This window comes from Pseudomonas sp. Marseille-QA0892 (assembly GCF_054950135.1).
This window is the reverse complement of the sequence record NZ_CM143104.1, coordinates 1213359-1231079: the sequence shown is the minus strand read 5'-3', so window position 1 is coordinate 1231079 and position 17721 is coordinate 1213359. Positions and strand designations below refer to the sequence as shown.

At 59.1% G+C, this 17721-nt stretch carries 15 protein-coding genes; 4 read left to right on the top strand and 11 right to left on the bottom strand.

The window, feature by feature from the left end:
* The first annotated feature begins 169 nt into the window (after positions 1–169).
* Positions 170–778: a transcriptional repressor LexA gene (lexA, locus tag ACY8D3_RS05730; protein WP_462382416.1), complete on the top strand. Its 609-nt coding sequence runs from the start codon at positions 170–172 to the stop codon at positions 776–778.
* 10 nt (positions 779–788) lie between these two features.
* On the top strand, positions 789–1247 hold the full coding sequence (sulA, locus tag ACY8D3_RS05725; RefSeq protein ID WP_462382414.1) for an SOS-induced cell division inhibitor SulA: 459 nt from the start codon (positions 789–791) through the stop codon (positions 1245–1247).
* A 217-nt stretch (positions 1248–1464) separates the two neighbouring features.
* Here sulA and ACY8D3_RS05720 read toward each other — a convergent pair whose 3' ends face one another.
* From ACY8D3_RS05720 to ACY8D3_RS05690, 7 genes are all read right to left on the bottom strand, one after another.
* Entirely contained in the window at positions 1465–1698 is a 234-nt protein-coding gene (locus ACY8D3_RS05720; protein WP_462382413.1) for a hypothetical protein, read from the bottom strand.
* Between the two features lie 63 nt (positions 1699–1761).
* Positions 1762–2286: a DUF6586 family protein gene (locus ACY8D3_RS05715; protein ID WP_462382411.1), complete on the bottom strand. Its 525-nt coding sequence runs from the start codon at positions 2284–2286 to the stop codon at positions 1762–1764.
* 92 nt (positions 2287–2378) lie between these two features.
* The gene (gene topA / locus ACY8D3_RS05710) at positions 2379–4985 is read right to left on the bottom strand and encodes a type I DNA topoisomerase (RefSeq protein ID WP_462382410.1); all 2607 of its coding nucleotides are present in this window, start codon (positions 4983–4985) and stop codon (positions 2379–2381) included.
* A 114-nt stretch (positions 4986–5099) separates the two neighbouring features.
* Positions 5100–5336: a DUF1653 domain-containing protein gene (locus ACY8D3_RS05705; protein WP_462382408.1), complete on the bottom strand. Its 237-nt coding sequence runs from the start codon at positions 5334–5336 to the stop codon at positions 5100–5102.
* A 90-nt stretch (positions 5337–5426) separates the two neighbouring features.
* Entirely contained in the window at positions 5427–6605 is a 1179-nt protein-coding gene (gene fadA, locus ACY8D3_RS05700; RefSeq protein ID WP_462382406.1) for an acetyl-CoA C-acyltransferase FadA, read from the bottom strand.
* A gap of 12 nt (positions 6606–6617) precedes the next feature.
* The gene (gene fadB, locus ACY8D3_RS05695; RefSeq protein ID WP_462382405.1) at positions 6618–8765 is read right to left on the bottom strand and encodes a fatty acid oxidation complex subunit alpha FadB; all 2148 of its coding nucleotides are present in this window, start codon (positions 8763–8765) and stop codon (positions 6618–6620) included.
* A 694-nt stretch (positions 8766–9459) separates the two neighbouring features.
* A complete protein-coding gene (locus ACY8D3_RS05690) occupies positions 9460–9897 on the bottom strand; it encodes a hypothetical protein (RefSeq protein WP_462382403.1) in 438 nt (145 codons plus the stop codon).
* 172 nt (positions 9898–10069) lie between these two features.
* Here ACY8D3_RS05690 and ACY8D3_RS05685 point away from each other — a divergent pair, with 172 nt between their 5' ends.
* Entirely contained in the window at positions 10070–10507 is a 438-nt protein-coding gene (locus tag ACY8D3_RS05685) for a universal stress protein (RefSeq protein ID WP_462382401.1), read from the top strand.
* Between the two features lie 65 nt (positions 10508–10572).
* Here the strand turns inward: ACY8D3_RS05685 and ACY8D3_RS05680 are convergent, their stop codons facing one another.
* A complete protein-coding gene (locus ACY8D3_RS05680) occupies positions 10573–12477 on the bottom strand; it encodes an ATP-binding cassette domain-containing protein (protein WP_462382399.1) in 1905 nt (634 codons plus the stop codon).
* A gap of 276 nt (positions 12478–12753) precedes the next feature.
* Here ACY8D3_RS05680 and ACY8D3_RS05675 point away from each other — a divergent pair, with 276 nt between their 5' ends.
* Positions 12754–14682, top strand: coding sequence for a transglycosylase SLT domain-containing protein (locus tag ACY8D3_RS05675; RefSeq protein WP_462382398.1), 1929 nt, complete (start codon positions 12754–12756; stop codon positions 14680–14682).
* Positions 14683–14714: 32 nt separating this feature from the next.
* Here the strand turns inward: ACY8D3_RS05675 and ACY8D3_RS05670 are convergent, their stop codons facing one another.
* From ACY8D3_RS05670 to yegS, 3 genes are all read right to left on the bottom strand, one after another.
* The gene (locus ACY8D3_RS05670) at positions 14715–15470 is read right to left on the bottom strand and encodes an MOSC domain-containing protein (RefSeq protein WP_462384260.1); all 756 of its coding nucleotides are present in this window, start codon (positions 15468–15470) and stop codon (positions 14715–14717) included.
* Between the two features lie 104 nt (positions 15471–15574).
* Complete coding sequence (locus ACY8D3_RS05665; RefSeq protein ID WP_462382396.1) at positions 15575–16498, bottom strand: chemotaxis protein CheV; 924 nt, start codon at positions 16496–16498, stop codon at positions 15575–15577.
* 147 nt (positions 16499–16645) lie between these two features.
* Positions 16646–17566 carry a lipid kinase YegS gene (yegS, locus tag ACY8D3_RS05660; protein WP_462382394.1) on the bottom strand — a complete coding sequence of 307 codons (921 nt, stop codon included), beginning with the start codon at positions 17564–17566 and terminating at the stop codon, positions 16646–16648.
* Positions 17567–17721: the final 155 nt, after the last annotated feature.

Sequence of the window (17721 nt, the reverse complement as noted above, 5' to 3'; positions counted from 1 at the left end):
AACAAGTGTTTGAAACATACGTTTCACCTTGTTGTAGTGTCAAGCATAGCCAATCATCGATGAGCCTATCTATAGGCGCAAGTCTGCTCAGACAGAGCGTAACAGGAGCATTGCCAAACAGCGCACACTGTATATACTTCCAGCACCTGTATAAAAAGCCAGAGCCATCATGCTGAAGCTCACGCCTCGCCAGTCCGAAATCCTGACATTCATCAAACGCTGCATCGAAGACAACGGTTACCCGCCGACACGTGCAGAGATTGCCACGAAGTTGGGGTTCAAGTCGCCAAACGCTGCGGAAGAGCATCTAAAGGCCCTCGCGCGCAAGGGCGCCATTGAGATGACACCCGGTGCCTCCCGCGGGATTCGCGTCCCCGGCTTCGAACCGGGCACGGAGGATGAAGGGCTACCTATCATCGGCCGCGTAGCCGCAGGCGCCCCAATCCTGGCGCAGGAACATATTGAAGACGCGTGCAAGATCAATCCGGATTTCTTCAAACCAAAGGCCGACTACCTGTTGAAGGTCCGCGGCATGAGTATGAAGGACATCGGCATTCACGATGGCGACCTTTTGGCTGTGCACCGCACACAGGATGCACTCAATGGCCAGGTTGTCGTCGCACGCCTCGATGACGAAGTCACCGTGAAACGCTTCAAACGAGAAGGCAATAAGGTTTGGCTGATCGCTGAAAACCCTGAGTTCGATCCGATCGAGGTGGACCTGGAGCAGCAGAGCCTGACTATTGAAGGGTTGAGTGTCGGCGTGATCCGAAGGTAAGGAGCGAACCATGCAATTCCAGTTGCCGTTGTCTTCTCCCCCTCCGCCTGTGGGGCTACTGGTTCCTGAAACGCTCGTCGTGCCGGCAGAAGTTGGCTTTACAGACGCCGAGACCCTGAGCGAAATCACCCTTTCCGGTGCCTCAGGCCTGTGCCTGCATTTGCTAGCGCCGGTTTTGCGAGACCTGAGCGAGAACAGCGACGCGCGCTGGCTGACACTCATCGCTCCACCTACAAGCCTTTCACGGACATGGCTCCGTGATGCTGGGTTGAATCGAGAGCGCATCCTGCTGCTTCAACCGAGCGGTAACCAGGCCGCTCTACAGCTCGCCTGTGATGCGCTGAGCCTGGGCCGCAGCCATACCGTGGTTACGTGGTTCGACAAGCTTTCCCGTAGCGAGCGGCGTCAGCTGAGCCTCGCAGCCCTAGCGGGCAACGCGCAGGGCTTGAACATCAAGATGAATTACTGACGGACTCGCTAGCCTAGAGCCACTCATAGTGACTTAGCGCAGATGCATTCCGAGTGAGAAACCGCTACCCCAGTAGATATGCAAAAGGGGATGCCGCGCGGGACGCGCAGTCAGCGACAGTATCCCACATGGCCTTGGAAGGGATGTTTACGCAGCGAGCCGTGTTCCTACTTACGCGGAGATGAACGTAGGCAGAACAGATCGGCACGGTATCGGGTTAGTGAAGAACGCGATCAGGCTCGTCGTGCTGAAAATCATTCTCAGCCAGCTCTCCGGCCATCTGCACACCTACGCTGAGCATGGCCTTGGCCACCTCGACATGATGTCCCTGCATGAACGCCTTGGCGGCTTCGGTGAAGTTGAGCTCGACTAACATCTGCTCGTCCTCGGCACGACGAAGGGCAATGCGCCCATCAGGCAGTTCAACAATTTCAAGGAAGGACGTCGACATAAGGGGCTCTCGCGTTGTTGACCCGCCATTGTAGCAGCGAAGCTGGCGGACTCTAGCAAGAAATCAGATTTCGCTGAGCCCTTCACGAAAACGCAACGCCAACGCCTTGATCGACTGGCGCCAGGACTCGAGCATTTCTGGCGTAAGCCCGGTGTTTTCCGTCTCCTCGCCGACTGCAACAGCCTGAATCAGCGGCAAGGTAGGGTCCTGCTTGGTCGCCTTGGGCGGCATCGGGGGCTGGAATAGGCCTGTATAGGCAGATAGCAGTTGCCCGAGCCAGGTTTCCCTATTTCTCGAGAGTTCGAACAGCTCGGCAAATTCGGGGCTCGGTGTCGCTGCCAGCCGACCGGCATCAAGAAACTGTTCAATGCTCGGATCGGCATCGCCGGGCATACGGTAATAACCCGCAACTTCGTGGCAAAGACCAAGCACCGCACCATACAGGTGAAATACGGCTTCCTCGCGTGCAGCCTGGGTTTTCGCAGGCGCCGTGAATGCGCCGCTTTGGGCGGCCTCGCGCCAGGTGTCCAGAGCCAGGCCAGCATAGAACAGCTTTTGGTTGGTGCGTGTATACCGCTCATGACTCATGGCGCGCTCCTGGTTGTGCGTGGCTAGCAGCAAGATGAAACGACTATAACGCGCTGATCGCAACAATCAGCGCGCTTCGTCGTAGGGCGCTGTCAGCGCTTTTCTTCGACCTTCCATTTGCCACCGTCGAAGAACGCCTTCCAGCCGGTAGGCTTGCCATCGACTTCGGACTGGACGTACTGCTCTTTGGTCTTCCGGCTGAAGCGAATCACGGCGGGCCGGCCGTCGGGATCCTTCTGCGGCGCCTTGAGCAGGAAGTGATACTTTGGATCTATCTCGTCCTTGTGCGGCAGCAATTCAGCTACCAGCGGTGCCCGCGTTTCTCGGTTCTTTGGGAAGCCGCTTGCTGCCAGGAACAACCCGGACGCCCCGTCGCGCAGTACATAATGGTCGTCGACTTTTTCGCAACGCAATTCAGGCATTTGCACGGCATCCATCTTCGGCGGCGCCGGCTCGCCATTCTTCAATAGCTTGCGGGTGTTCTTGCAGGCGGCATTCGTACAGCCGAAGAACTTGCCGAAGCGGCCCGTCTTGAGCTGCATCTCGCTCCCGCACTTGTCGCACTCAAGGCTTGGGCCTTCGTAACCTTTGATACGGTACTGCCCTTCCTCGATCTCGTAACCCGAGCAATCCGGGTTATTACCGCAGATATGCAGCTTGTGCTTGTCATCGAGCAGGTAGGCGTCCATGGCGGTACCGCACTTCTCGCAGCGACGCTTGTTACGAAGTACGCGCGACTCGGATTCACCCTCGTCATCCGCGGCAATTTCATCACCAGGAATCAGGTTCACCGTCGCCTTGCAGCGTTCCTTGGGCGGCAATGAATAACCCGAGCATCCCAGGAATACGCCTGTGGAAGCCGTCCGAATCATCATGGGTCGGCCGCATTCCTTGCAAGGAATGTCGGTCAGCGTCGGCTGGTTGGCGCGCATGCCGGCGTCCGACACTTCCGCTTTCTCAAGCTTCATCTTGAAGTCGGCATAGAACTCGTCGAGTAGATGCTTCCACTCCCGCTCACCATGCGCGACGTCATCGAGGTTCTCTTCCATGCCGGCGGTGAAGCCGTAATCCATAAGATTGGAGAAACTCTCGGATAAACGATCGGTGACGATATCGCCCATCTTTTCCGCATAGAACCGGCGATTGTGGACAGTCACATAACCACGATCCTGGATGGTGGAGATGATCGCGGCGTACGTCGATGGGCGACCAATGCCGCGCTTCTCCAGTTCCTTTACCAGGCTCGCTTCAGAGTAACGTGCCGGCGGCTTGGTGAAATGCTGGCTAGGGTCAAGCTTGATGAGCTGGAGCGACTCGCCCTGGCTCATCTCCGGAAGGACATCGTCCTCGCCCGCCTTGCCCTGCTGGGGCATGGCCCGGGTGTAACCGTCGAACTTCAGAATGCGACCCTTGGCGCGCAACTCGAACGAGCCGGCGCCCACGGTGATAGTCGTGGAAAGGTACTCGGCCGGCGGCATCTGGCAAGCGACGAACTGGCGCCAAATCAGGTCATACAGACGCTCGGCGTCACGCTCCATGCCGGAGAGCTGCGTCGGACGAAGGTTGACATCCGAAGGACGGATCGCTTCGTGGGCCTCTTGCGCGCCTTCCTTGCTCGAATAGAAATTCGGCTTGGACGGGAGGTACCGGTCGCCGTATTCGTGTTCGATGAAACCGCGCACCATACCAATTGCATCAGCCGACAGATTGGTGGAGTCGGTACGCATATAAGTGATGTAGCCCGCCTCGTAGAGACGCTGGGCCATCATCATTGTCTTCTTCACACCGAAGCCAAGACGGGTACTCGCGGCCTGTTGCAGCGTTGATGTGATGAACGGCGCTGAAGGCTTGCTGCTGGTTGGCTTGTCTTCGCGCCTGGCAACGCTATAGCTCGATGCTTTCAGACGCTCGAGCGCAGACATTGCCTGCTCTTCATTGAGCGGCTTGAATGCTTCGCCGTTTTCTCGCACCACCTCGAAGCGGACCTGGGCATTTCGCGCGGATGCAAGGTCCGCATGGACTTCCCAGTACTCCTCTGGGATGAATGCACGGATTTCACGCTCGCGCTCCACTACAAGTTTCACGGCAACGGACTGGACACGACCGGCCGACAACCCTCGCGCAATCTTTTGCCAAAGCAGCGGCGAAACCATGTAGCCCACTACGCGATCAAGAAAGCGGCGAGCCTGCTGCGCGTTGACGCGATTGATATCGAGTTCGCCGGGTTTGGAGAACGCGTCTTGAATGGCCTTCTTGGTGATCTCGTTGAACACCACCCGCTTGTACCGGCTTTCGTCGCCGCCAATGGATTCGCGCAGGTGCCAGGCGATCGCCTCCCCTTCACGGTCCAAGTCGGTCGCGAGATAGATGGTGTCGGCATCCTTGGCCAGACGGCGCAACTCATCGATCACCTTTTCCTTGCCTGGAAGGATCTCGTACTTGGCCTTCCAGCCATGCTCGGGATCGACGCCCATACGGGTGAACAGTTGCCGTTTGGCTTTTTCCTTGGGCGAGAGTGCGGGTGTTTCACCCGCGGTCTTGCCGCGTTTGGCCGGCTCCTTGGATGCAGAGCCACTGCCGCTCGTAGGCAGGTCGCGGATGTGGCCGATGCTCGACTTCACCACGTACTGGTTGCCCAGATACTTGTTGATGGTCTTGGCCTTGGCCGGAGACTCCACGATGACCAGCGATTTGCCCATGGATCGGTTGATTCCTGAATTCGGTGTATTAAAGCGAGGCTGCCGCCAGCGCGGCACCGCTATATATAGTGGCGAAAGAGCGAAGGTCAAGCGGACGGAGCCCGCCTGCTGGGCTCACAACCGCGAAGTAAGGGGCTCTTCGGCTTGAATGAGGGCGAAACGCGGAACCTGCTCGCCATCGACTTGAACGCCTTCGGTGAACATGCTCAAGGGGCGTACCCAGAGCCCAAATTCACCATAGAGTGCTTGGTAGAGAACCAGCGTCTCGTCGGTCTCGGAATGCCGCACCGTACCGAGCACACGATAGTCGGCACCCTTGTAATGGCGGTAAAGACCAGGTTGAAGCGACATAAGAAACGCCTGTTCCAAATAAGGAAGCCGGAGTTTTCACTCCGGCTCACTGTGTTTCAAAGCCTTGCAGGAGCCGCAAGGCACGATAGATCAAACGCGCTCGAAGACCGTAGAGATCCCCTGGCCAAGACCAATACACATGGTCGCAACGCCGAGCGCGCCGTTGTTCTGTTTCATGATGTTGAGCAGGGTGCCAGATATGCGCGCACCGGAGCAACCGAAAGGATGGCCCAACGCGATGGCGCCGCCATGCAGGTTGACCTTCTCCTCCATCTTGTCTAACAGTTTCAGATCCTTCAACACCGGCAATGCCTGGGCAGCGAAGGCTTCGTTCAGCTCCAGGTAGTCGATGTCATCCATGGACAGTCCGGCACGCTTCAGCGCCTTCTGGGTTGCCGGTACAGGGCCGTAGCCCATGATCGCTGGATCAACACCCGCGACTGCCATCGAACGCACGACCGCCATCGGCTGGATACCGAGGTCCTGCGCGCGCTGAGCCGACATGACGATCATGCAGGACGCGCCATCGGTGATCTGCGACGACGTACCGGCCGTGACCGTACCACCTTTCGGATTGAAGGCCGGCTTGAGCTCGGACAAGGCCTCGTAGGTCGTATCAGGACGAATGGTTTCGTCATAATCGAACACCTTCAGGAAACCATTTTCGTCGTGGCCTTCCATGGGGATGATCTCATCCTTGAACGAACCGTCCTGAGTAGCTTTCCACGCCAGGCGGTGAGAGCGCTCGCCGAACTTGTCCTGCGCCTCGCGGCTGATACCGTGCATCTTGCCAAGCATTTCAGCAGTCAGGCCCATCATGCCGGACGCTTTGGCTGCGTGCAGGGAAAGGTGCGGGTTCGGATCGACGCCATGCATCATACCCACGTGCCCCATGTGCTCGACGCCGCCGATGACGAAGACGTCACCATTGTTCGTCTGGATAGCTTGCACCGCCGTATGCAATGCGCTCATGGATGAGCCGCAAAGACGGCTGACCGTCTGCGCCGCGCTCGTATGAGGGATTGGCGTCATCAGCGACGCCATCCGCGCAATGTTCCAACCCTGCTCGAGTGTCTGGTTCACACAGCCCCAGATCACATCCTCGACTTCTGCTGGATTCACCTTCTCGTTTCGTGCCAACAGCTTGGTGATCAGCTCGGCTGACATGGTTTCAGCGCGTACGTTGCGATGCATGCCGCCCTTTGACCGTCCCATCGGGGTCCGGCCAAAGTCGACGATAACCGCGTCTCTCGGATTCAATTTGCTCATGCTCTCGACTCCTTAACCGAAGAACGACTGGCCGCTCTTGGCCATTTCGCGCAGTTTTTCGGTTGGGTGATACATCGGGCCCAGATCGGCGTAGTTGTCTGCCAGCGCGACGAATTCGGCCACGCCGATTGCGTCGATATAGCGCAGCGCGCCACCACGGAAGGGAGGGAAGCCGATGCCGTAGATAAGGCCCATATCAGCCTCGGCTGCCGTTTCGACAATGCCGTCTTCCAGGCAGCGTACGGTTTCCAGGCAAAGCGGGATCATCATCCAGTTGAGGATGTCGTCGTCACTTACCTCACGTACCTGGCCAACGATCGGGGCGAGGACGTCATTGATGGTCGGGTCGACGACCTTCTTCGGCTTGCCGCGCTTGTCGGTTTCATAGACATAGAAGCCCTTACCGTTCTTCTGTCCGAGACGATTGGCTTCGTACAGTGCATCAACAGCCGTCTTGCCCTCTTCCTTCATGCGATCCGGGAAGCCTTCAGCCATGACATCACGGGCGTGGTGTGCGGTATCGATACCGACCACATCCATGAGGTAAGCCGGCCCCATCGGCCAACCAAAACGCTCCATGATCTTATCGATACGAGCGAAATCGACGCCCGCGCCAACCAGCTTGGCGAAGCCACCGAAGTAAGGGAATAGCACGCGGTTGACCAAAAACCCTGGGCAGTCATTGACCACGATCGGGCTCTTGCCCATCTTCTTGGCGTAGGCGACAACCGTGGCGATCGTCTTCTCCGACGTCTTCTCGCCACGGATGACTTCCACCAGCGGCATCATGTGCACCGGATTGAAGAAGTGCATGCCACAGAAATTCTCAGGCCGCTTCAGTGCCTGCGCCAGCACGTTGATGGAAATGGTCGAGGTGTTCGACGCCAGCACGGCGTCTTCACGCACCTGCCCTTCCACTTCGGCAAGAACGGACTGCTTGATCTTCGGGTTTTCGACGACCGCTTCCACCACGACATCCACGCCACCAAAATCGCCGTACGACAGTGTCGGACGGATGGCATTCAGCGCAACGGCCATTTTGGCTGAGTCCAGCTTGCCCTTCTCGACACGCTTGCCGAGCAGCTTGGATGCTTCGGAGAGACCCAACTGGATCGCTTCCTCACGGATGTCCTTCATGAGGATGGGCGTACCCTTGAGGGCCGATTGATAGGCAATACCACCACCCATGATGCCTGCGCCGAGCACCGCCGCCTGCTTGACGTCGGCGGCCATGGCGTCATAACGCTTGGCCTTCTTCTTCAGCGCCTGATCATTGAGGAACAATCCAACCAGACTCGCGGAGACGGACGACTTGGCCAGCTTGACGAAACCTGCAGCCTCGATTTCAAGCGCCTTGTCCCGGCCATGGCCGGCCGCTTTCTGGATAGCCTTGATCGCATCGACCGGCGCTGGATAGTGCGGCCCCGCCTTACCCGCTACGTAGCCCTTCGACGATTCGAACGCCATCATCTGTTCGATCGGATTGAGCTTGAGCTTTTCGAGCTTCGGCTGACGACGCGCCTTGTAATCGATCTCGCCGGAGATAGCGCGCTTCAACAGGTCACGCGCGGCGGCCTCGAGCTGCTCGGCTTTAACGACCGCGTCGACCGCGCCAACGTTCAGGGCTTCCTGAGCCGTGTTTTCCTTACCGGACGCGATCCATTCAATCGCGTTGTCCGTGCCGATCACGCGCGGCAGGCGGACAGTACCGCCGAATCCAGGGTAGATGCCCAGCTTCACTTCCGGCAGACCCACCTTGGCGGCCTCACTGGCGACACGGAAGTCGGCGGCCAGGCACATTTCAAGACCGCCACCCAGTGCGATGCCGTTGATCGCGACCACGGTGGGAACAGGCAGGTCCTCAAAGTCGCTGAATATGGCGTTGGCGTGACCCACCCACGCCAGCAATTCCTCATCCGGAAGGCGGAAAGAATCCACGAACTCAGTGATGTCGGCGCCGACGATGAACACGTCCTTGCCACTGGTGACGATTACGCCCTTGACGCTGCTGTCCGCCTTGATTGCATCGACGGCCTGACGCAGTTCATCGAGGGTGAGCCTATTGAATTTATTGACCGATTCGCCGTCGAGGTCGAATTTAAGGACCGCAATCCCGTCTTCGACCGACTGAACCGTGATGGCTTTACCTTCGTAAATCATCAACTGATCTCCAGGGTAACGAAACTGATGGAGAGCGCACGGACTATCTGAAGTTCACCCTGTCCGCTGGCGCCGTATGAGCGATGAACGAAGCATCCTGAGATAGAACGCTTGATTCATACGATCGTTTGATTCGGGTTTTCGCACATTCAGCCAAATTGAAGGCTTTGTCAAATCGTCGTCCAGGCCGAGGTGTACGAAAGCCGTTTCATCGCATGTCCGAGCATAGCCGAGACCGGTTACATCTCGATTGAGCGAAAACAGGCGTAGACATGAGGCACCGTGCGATCCCGTTTCATCTGGCTCTAATGCGGCGTTACCGCTGCGCATGGTGCCTTTCACGCAGCGCGATCCTGAGTCCTAGGCAGCGCGTCAGACGATCAGTAAAGTAGCGCGGCACCAAGGACGTAAGAACAAGCATCCGTAGATTCGAAGCCAGACCATGAAGTTATCCGCTCGCCAATCAACGGCACACGGACCGCCGAAATTGCCACGGCGAACACCTCGGCTGGCTACCGGTCCATATCAGGTGAGCGCCGGGTGCCGAAGGACACGCACGGCATTCTCGCAGCCTGTGCTGACACCATGCTCCATGCCACGATTTCCGGCCTGCCTGAAGGCCTCCCGCCCGGTGTTCGCATCGGGCGTTTTAATTTCAGCGGCTCGCGGCTTCGCTACAGTATTCCGAGCGATATCAGGCAAGGGTCTTGAGCGCTTCAGTGATACGCGAAAGCCCTTCCCGCCCACCGCGCTCTCCCCAAAATACGGAGACCAGTTGAGGTCCCGCCTCGACCTTGTAGGCATCCGCTGGCAACGTCGCGAGGATGGGTGCCAGGCGGACATCGTTGCAGGGCTCGCGCCATTGGTTCACCCATACACCCGGACTTGGCTGCCAATAGCTCCAGCTATCTACCCGGCTTCGCTGTCTTGGGACATAGTATTGCGGACACCGTTGCGGCGGCTCCGGCTGCTGCCAATGTGGCCACTGTTGTCCGGCAAGCTGCATGGCGACACCCTGCGTGCGTGCTGCCAGCCGCATATCCATACTGCCGCGCTGGCGACGAGAAGGCATGAGCCAAGCCAAGGGGCTCAGTACCGCGAGGAGGAGCATTAAAACGATCCAGATGGTCATACGACAGTGCCAATAAAAAAGCTGCGTCTTCGCCGTAACATCCAGGGTGAAGAGGCGAGAATAAAAAGCGCGGCGCTTCCTAGCGTTGCATCAAAGCCAATGCGTAACTGCCAGGCGGGCGGGAAACCTGCTCACCTTTCAGCAAAACAGCTCGATATCCAAGGAGACTGCCATGACCTACCGCCACATTCTGGCTGCGATCGATCTGGCCGATGACTGCCATCCTGTCATTCGCCGCGCACAGGCTCTGGCTGAAGCCTGCCAGGCCAAGTTTTCCCTCATTCATATCGTCGAACCCATGGCCATGGCATTCGGTGGCGACGTACCAATGGACCTCTCCATGCTGCAACAGCAGCAATTCGAACAAGCCCGGGAGCGATTGGACGCGTTCACCGCTCAGCACAACGTACCCGCCGAAAACAAACACCTTGCCTATGGGCAGCCGCGGCAGGAGATTCATCGCCTCGCCGAAGAGCAAGGCTGCGACATGATCGTCGTGGGCAGCCATGGCCGCCACGGCCTCGCACTGCTGCTGGGCTCCACAGCCAACGACGTGCTTCACGGCGCGCCGTGCGACGTACTGGCAGTCAAACTCACCGAACGACGCTGACAATAGAGCGGGCCCGATACGTCGGGCCCGCTTGAGCTACAGGAAGTACGCTGCACCGAGCATGATCAGCCCTCGAGCTCGGACCATCGGTCCAGAAGCGCATCGAGTTCCTGTTGGACACGCTCCATATCCGCCAGCACCGCTGTCGTCTCCGCACTGGGCCGCGTGTAGAAATCCGCAGCGGAAACCTGCTCGTTGAGCGCGGCCAGTTTCGCCTCTAGAGCATCGATCTGCTCTGGAATCGAGTCAAGCTCACGCTGGAGCTTGTAGCTGAGCTTCTTGCGCGCAGCGGGTTCCGGCTGGACCTGGGGCGCAGCCGAAGTTTCCGGTGCATTCTCTACCTGCTCCATAGGCCGCTCGGCCACACCCAGCAGCCGGGGTGAGCCGCCCTGACGCAGCCAATCCTGATACCCGCCGACATATTCCCTGACCCGTCCCTGCCCTTCGAATACCAGGGTGCTGGTAACGACGTTATCGAGGAATGCACGGTCGTGGCTCACGATCAATACGGTACCTTGGAATTCCAGCAGGATTTCCTCCAGCAATTCGAGGGTTTCCACGTCCAGGTCATTGGTCGGTTCGTCGAGGACCAGCATGTTGGCTGGTTTGCTGAAAAGCTTGGCGAGCAGCAAGCGGGCGCGTTCTCCGCCCGACAGCGCCTTGACTGGCGTCCGAGCGCGCTGCGGGCTGAAGAGGAAATCGCCGAGGTAGCTCAATATGTGGCGGTTCTGCCCATTGATGGTGATGAAGTCGCGCCCTTCCGCAACGTTGTCGACTACCGTCTTCTCAGGGTCAAGCTGAAGACGCAGCTGGTCGAAATAGGCGACTTCAAGTTTGGTGCCTGCCTCGACAGTGCCTGAATTGGGCTGAAGCTCATCCAGAAGGAGGCGAAGCAATGTCGTCTTGCCCGTTCCGTTTGCACCAAGCAAGCCAATCCGATCACCGCGCTGGATGACCATGGAGAAGTCACGGACCAGCGCTGCCTGCCCAGGATGGCCGTACGTCACATGCTCGGCGACGATCACCTGCTTGCCGGACTTGTCCGCGACCTCGACCTGGAAGTTTGCCTTGCCCTGACGTTCACGCCGCTCACTACGCTCCATGCGCATCGCCTTGAGGGCGCGCACGCGTCCTTCGTTTCGGGTGCGACGGGCCTTGATGCCCTGCCGAATCCACACTTCTTCCTGCGCAAGGCGTTTGTCGAACAGCGCATTGGCTGCTTCTTCAGCCGCCAGTTGCTGCTCCTTGTGAACGAGAAAGCTGGCGTAGTCGCCGTTCCAGTCGATGAGATGACCGCGGTCGAGTTCCAGAATCCGGGTGGCCAGGCTCTGCAGGAACGCACGGTCGTGGGTAATGAAAATAACCGCGCCATTGAAGCTCAGCAGGGCTTCTTCCAACCAGGCAATTGCGCCGATATCCAGGTGGTTGGTCGGCTCATCCAGCAGCAAAAGATCGGGCTCGGCCACCAGCGCCTGAGCAAGCAACACCCGGCGGCGCCAGCCTCCGGACAGCTCGGCTAGCGTCTTGTCCGCGGGTAGCTGCAGCCGGCTCAGCGTGCTCTCTACCAGCTGCTGAAGCCGCCAGCCATCACGAGCCTCCAGTTCCTGCTGCACACGGGCAAGCTGTGTAAGGTCGTCCTCGGTCTGCACAGTCAGGCTGAGCTTGTGGTATTGCGCGAGAAGCTCACCGACACCGGCCAGGCCTTCTGCCACGACGTCGAAGACACTGCGCTCGTCGGCGCGAGGTAGCTCCTGCGGCAGCTCACCGATCTTCAAGGCGGGCGCTCGCCAGATCTCGCCGTCGTCAGGATAATTATCGCCCTTCACCAGGCGCAGCATGCTCGACTTGCCTGTCCCATTGCGGCCAATGATACACACACGCTCCCCGCGCGCGATCTGCCAGCTCACACCATCGAGCAGCGGCATGGCGCCATGGGCAAGGGATACACCGGTGAATTTGAGCAGCGTCATGAGGTTCTCCAGAAATCGGCCGTCGATTGTAGGCGCTTGGGCGAGCGACCGCGAGCCGAGCATGGCCGCGATGCCAGCAAGTCGGCATTGACCCGACGAACAAGGGCACCATGCCACCGACGCACTTGAAACGGCGCGCTTTGCAACGTGCTGTTTCCTCAGCCGATGGGAGGGGCAAACGGTTCTTTTCAAGGCCGAAGAGCAACGGCTAAGCTACCCTCCAATCAGGCGGTAGCATCTTGCCGCCATCAGCTCACCTTCTTTTTCGGAAGTGTCATGCGTGATCGTCTGATCAGTCTCTGCTGCGTCCTCGGCTTTGCCCTTCTCTCCGTTCAATCCGCTCAAGCCGCGTCCCTGGCTCAACAGCGCCAGTACTACAACGAAGCCAAGGCTGCTCTGGAAAAAGGAAACGCCGAACCCTATCGGCGTTATGCGCAGGCTTTGGCCGGGTACCCACTCGAACCTTATCTGGCATACGACGAGCTCACTGCCCGCCTGAAAACGGCGAGTAACAGCGAGATCCGCACCTTCCTTGCGAACCACGGTGACCTCCCGCAGGCCAACTGGATGAAACTGCGCTGGCTGCGCTGGCTCGCCGAGCGTGGCGAATGGCAGACCTTTGTCGACTACTATGACCCGTCGATGAACTTCACTGAGCTGGATTGCCTATACGGCCAGTACCAGTTGACGCACCGTCAGGAAGCCGAAGGCTACAAGACGGCGGAACGCCTCTGGCTGGTGGGAAAATCGCAGCCGAACGCCTGCGATACGCTATTCGACATGTGGGCGGCCAAGGGGCAACTCACCGAGGCAAAGCGCTGGGAGCGCGTGAAACTTGCCGCTGATGCCCGCGAATACGGGCTCGCCACTCACCTCGGCAACACCCTGCCCTCTCTCAAGCCGCGAGCCGACCTCCTGATCCAGGTCGCGCAGAAGCCACAATTGCTCGAACAACCTTCCCGATTCGCTCCAAACGATGACGCGATGTCCGACGTGGTGAGCCTCGGACTACGCCGGCTTGCACGCCAGGACCCGGAGAAGGCGCTCGGCCTGCTCGATACCTACGCCACGCGGATGGCCTTTTCCAGCAGTGAGAAGGTGGCGATCGCGCGCGAAATCGGCCTGACGCTCGCGCGCCGCTTCGATCCACGGGCCTTGCCGATCATGAGCCAGTATGACCCGAATCTGAAGGACGACACCGTTAGCGAATGGCACGCTCGATTGTTGCTCCGGCTTGGCCGCTGGGACGAAGCGAACAAGCTGATCAGCCGTATGCCGCCATCACTCGCTGAAACCAGCCGCTGGCGGTATTGGCGAGCGCGTAGCCTCGAGCTGACCAGACCGAATAGCCCTGATGCATTGAAACTCTACAAGCCCGTTGCCGAAGAGCGTGACTTCTATGGCTTCCTGTCAGCTGACCGCATCCAGGCGCCCTACAGCCTGAACAACCAGCCATTGGTGCTTGTAAAGGCAACCGAACGCAAGGTTCGCGAGTGGCCCGGCATTACGCGCGCCATGGAGTTCTATGCCCGAGGCGAAATCGTCAATGCTCGTCGTGAGTGGTACCACGCCAGCAAATTCTTCAACCGGGACGAAATGGTCGCCCAGGCCCGCATGGCGTACGACATGGGCTGGTATTTCCCAGCCATTCGAACCATCAGCCAGGCCAAATACTGGGATGACCTGGATATCCGTTTCCCCATGGCGTATCGCGACACCCTGGTGCGCGAAGCGAAGGCGCGTGGCCTGCATTCGAGCTGGGTCTTCGCCATCACCCGCCAGGAAAGCGCCTTCATGGCCGATGCCCGGTCCGGCGTCGGTGCGACCGGCCTGATGCAGTTGATGCCGGCAACCGCGAAAGAAACCGCACGGCGCTACAACATCCCGCTCACGAACATGAACAATCTGGTACTGCCGGAAACCAATATCCAGCTTGGTGCTGCCTACCTGAGTCAGGTGCACGGCCAGTTCAATGGCAATCGGGTGCTGGCGTCGGCAGCCTACAACGCGGGCCCAGGGCGCGTCAGGCAATGGCTCAAGGATGCTCGACACCTGGCGTTCGACGTGTGGGTCGAGAATATTCCGTTCGACGAAACCCGGCAGTACGTCCAGAACGTGCTTTCTTATGCGGTCATCTATGGGCAGAAGCTCAACGCACCGCAGCCAGTCGTGGACTGGCACGAGCGCTACTTCGACGATATCTGATTCGCAGGCGCCAGGGACGGCGCGGAGTCACCTCAAGCGAGGACCTGAACTGGCATGCCGATTTCCAGCGTGCCCTCTCCGTCACAGATCAGGTTCTGCCCGAAATACACATTTCCCTCACGAGCACGGTAGGTTTTCAACGTTGCCAGCGGCTCGCGGTCGCCATTCCGCTCACCTGTGAAGGGATCAAGCGTCGTGATGATGCATCGCGAGCACGGTTTGACGACACGGAAGGTCAGTGAGCCAATGCGGATGCGCGCCCAGCCATCTTCGGCATAGGGCTCAGCGCCACTTACCACCAGATTGGGTCGAAACCGCTGCATATCCAGCGGGCGACCAACACGCACCTGAAGGTCCGCGAGCGATCCTTCGCCGATCAGGAGAAGTGGATAACCGTCTGCGAATGACACCCGATCCGTCACTTGCCCATCCTTGACGGGTCGAATGCAGTCGTCGGGCATGTAGACCAGGCGACAAGCCCGCTCGAGAAAAGCGCTCAACCATAAGGCAGCAGCTTCGCCGGCATCCGGAACACGGAGGATGTCTTTCCAGACAATGGCGCCTCGATACGAGGCATCGTCTGAAGGCAGCGGGACGAGAAGATCGGGGGCGCCCGGTGCAGACAATTCAATGGCACCGCCAGGCATCGACCGGGCCCTGAGCTGCGTCATGCGAGGGAGCAAGCGCTGCGTCAGGAAACGGCCGGTGTCAGAATCGACCACCAGCCAGCGTCTATCGCCATCGAGACCCAGCGCGCCTACGGCGGACGCCTCTAGGGGCTCCACCATTGCCGACTTGAGCGGATAACGAAAAAGTCCGGAAAGTCGCACGGCAGAACCTCCAGCCAAAGCTGGCAAGGATACGCGATAGGGCTGCCCTTACGACAGACCTGTCAGCCCAGGCTCAGCCGCTCGCGAATCACATCGACAAGTTTGTCCGGCTGGAATTTCGAAAGGAAGTTGTCGCAGCCGACCTTCTTGACCATCGCCTCGTTGAAGCTTCCTGAAAGCGACGTATGCAGGACGATATACAAATCCTTCAGGCGTGGATCCTGACGGATCTCAGTCGTAAGGCGGTACCCATCCATTTCGGGCATTTCCGCATCGGTGAAGACCATCAGCAGACGATCGGTAAGTACCTCGCCTGCATCGGCCCACTTTTTCAGCATGTTCAACCCACGCAATCCATCGCTGGCGACGTGAGTCTTGATACCCAGCTGCGCCATCGTCTCGCGTAGCTGCATGATTGCAACGCTGGAGTCGTCGACGAGCAGCACTTCACGACCACGCGCCTTCTCGAGCAACGGGTCGGCAAGCTTTTCTTCCGACACCTTGGTATTCATCGGGACGATCTCGGCCAGCACCTTTTCAACGTCGATGACTTCGACGATCTGGCTGTCGACCTTGGTGATCGCCGTCAGGTAATGCTGGCGTCCCGCACCGCCCGGCGGCGGCTGAATCGACTCCCAGTTCAGGTTGATGATGCGGTCTACGCTGCCCACCAGGAAGGCCTGAACGGAACGGTTGTACTCGGTGACGATGATGGTGCTTTTCTCGTCCGGCACCAGAGGGCGGAGGCCGATCGCCTGGGACAGATCAACGACGGGCAACGTATGGCCACGAAGGTTGATCACACCCACGACGCAACGGTGCCGCTGAGGCATGAGCGTCAGCTTGGGCAGCTGAAGCACCTCTTGCACCTTGAACACGTTGATCGCAAAAAGCTGCCGCCCATGCAACCGGAACATCAGGATTTCCAGGCGATTCTCACCCACGAGCTGGGTGCGTTGGTCAACGGTATCAAGAATGCCGGCCATCTTGTTTCCTCGGGGCATGACAAATGAAAGAGGCGTACGGCCTCGTCCATGGGCTATCGGCCGGTCACCAGGAAACTGAAGACCGGCTTTTCGCCATCATGCCTTTTTGTATGGGCCATGCGCCAGATCACGGGCCCAGGCCGGCACCTACAGGGTGCCGGGAACGAGACTCTGGCCTGTAAGCAGTGGCGAATCGGAGGGCAAATGCACTCGGAGTGCAGATGGCAGCACTTCGAAGTGAACCTTGGATGCGTGGTGTGGCTCACCATCGAGATTGAGGTCCAGGCCTTCGACCGCTTCCACCTCAACCCATGGCAGCCTCGCTGTCACGGATACCGTATCCACTCCATTGATTCCGCCCGAAAGAAGGGTCCGGAATGTTCCGACCACGTCCTGCTCGGCGGGAACGATGCAGAGGTCGAACTGCCCGTCGTTGACCACCGCGTTGGGGCAAAGCGCCTGCCCGCCACCGGCCGTACGGCCGTTGCCGATACCCAGCGCCAGGAAATCGCCCTCCCAGGCGAAGTCAGGCCCCCTGAAGCGTCCATACGAAGAGCGCAACTCAGAGAAGCGGCTCAGCCCCGTGATCAGGTAGGCCCCTGCGCCCAGTATCTTTTTGAGATCCTCGGACGTGCTGGCCGTTACCCGGGACCCGAATCCGCCGGTGGCCATATTGATGAACAAATGGCCATCCATGTTGCCGACATCGATCGAGGTAGGTTCGACATCGAGCATTGACAGCGCTTCGACCGGCGTCAGGCCGGCGCCGGCCGCATGCGCAAAATCGTTTGCGGTTCCCAGGGGCAGAAGAACGAGGCTTGCGCCGCTGTTGGTTTCCACCAGCGCTTCGGCAACATCCCTAAGGGTACCGTCGCCACCACCTGCCACCACGATAGGGTAATCCGCAGCGACCGCTTCCTTTACGAGCCGCTGCGCATCGCCAGCCTCCCAGGTCGGCCGTACGGCCAAGTCCCAGCCCTCTTCGCGCTTCGCAAGTATCGCGGCGCGCACTTCTTCGTTCTGCGCTTCCTTGCCATGCAGAATCACGAAGGCTCGACGTTCGGTCATGATCAAAGTCCTGATGAGAGTCGGGGCACGCGGCCCCGTGGTCCGGATGCATCAGCCTTGGAAACGCTTCCCTTGGCGAAAGTTTCGAAACGGTATGAAACATTCAGCGGAGCGGTCATATCCGCTGGAAGAACGATGCAGAGGGCATCCGAAAC

Coding starts and splice junctions, on each gene's coding strand:
- lexA (WP_462382416.1), top strand. CDS start 170: ATGCTGAAGCTCACGCCTCGCCAGTCCGAAATCCTGACATTCATCAAA.
- sulA (WP_462382414.1), top strand. CDS start 789: ATGCAATTCCAGTTGCCGTTGTCTTCTCCCCCTCCGCCTGTGGGGCTA.
- ACY8D3_RS05720 (WP_462382413.1), bottom strand. CDS start 1,698: ATGTCGACGTCCTTCCTTGAAATTGTTGAACTGCCTGATGGGCGCATT.
- ACY8D3_RS05715 (WP_462382411.1), bottom strand. CDS start 2,286: ATGAGTCATGAGCGGTATACACGCACCAACCAAAAGCTGTTCTATGCT.
- topA (WP_462382410.1), bottom strand. CDS start 4,985: ATGGGCAAATCGCTGGTCATCGTGGAGTCTCCGGCCAAGGCCAAGACC.
- ACY8D3_RS05705 (WP_462382408.1), bottom strand. CDS start 5,336: ATGTCGCTTCAACCTGGTCTTTACCGCCATTACAAGGGTGCCGACTAT.
- fadA (WP_462382406.1), bottom strand. CDS start 6,605: ATGAGCAAATTGAATCCGAGAGACGCGGTTATCGTCGACTTTGGCCGG.
- fadB (WP_462382405.1), bottom strand. CDS start 8,765: ATGATTTACGAAGGTAAAGCCATCACGGTTCAGTCGGTCGAAGACGGG.
- ACY8D3_RS05690 (WP_462382403.1), bottom strand. CDS start 9,897: ATGACCATCTGGATCGTTTTAATGCTCCTCCTCGCGGTACTGAGCCCC.
- ACY8D3_RS05685 (WP_462382401.1), top strand. CDS start 10,070: ATGACCTACCGCCACATTCTGGCTGCGATCGATCTGGCCGATGACTGC.
- ACY8D3_RS05680 (WP_462382399.1), bottom strand. CDS start 12,477: ATGACGCTGCTCAAATTCACCGGTGTATCCCTTGCCCATGGCGCCATG.
- ACY8D3_RS05675 (WP_462382398.1), top strand. CDS start 12,754: ATGCGTGATCGTCTGATCAGTCTCTGCTGCGTCCTCGGCTTTGCCCTT.
- ACY8D3_RS05670 (WP_462384260.1), bottom strand. CDS start 15,470: ATGGTGGAGCCCCTAGAGGCGTCCGCCGTAGGCGCGCTGGGTCTCGAT.
- ACY8D3_RS05665 (WP_462382396.1), bottom strand. CDS start 16,498: ATGGCCGGCATTCTTGATACCGTTGACCAACGCACCCAGCTCGTGGGT.
- yegS (WP_462382394.1), bottom strand. CDS start 17,566: ATGACCGAACGTCGAGCCTTCGTGATTCTGCATGGCAAGGAAGCGCAG.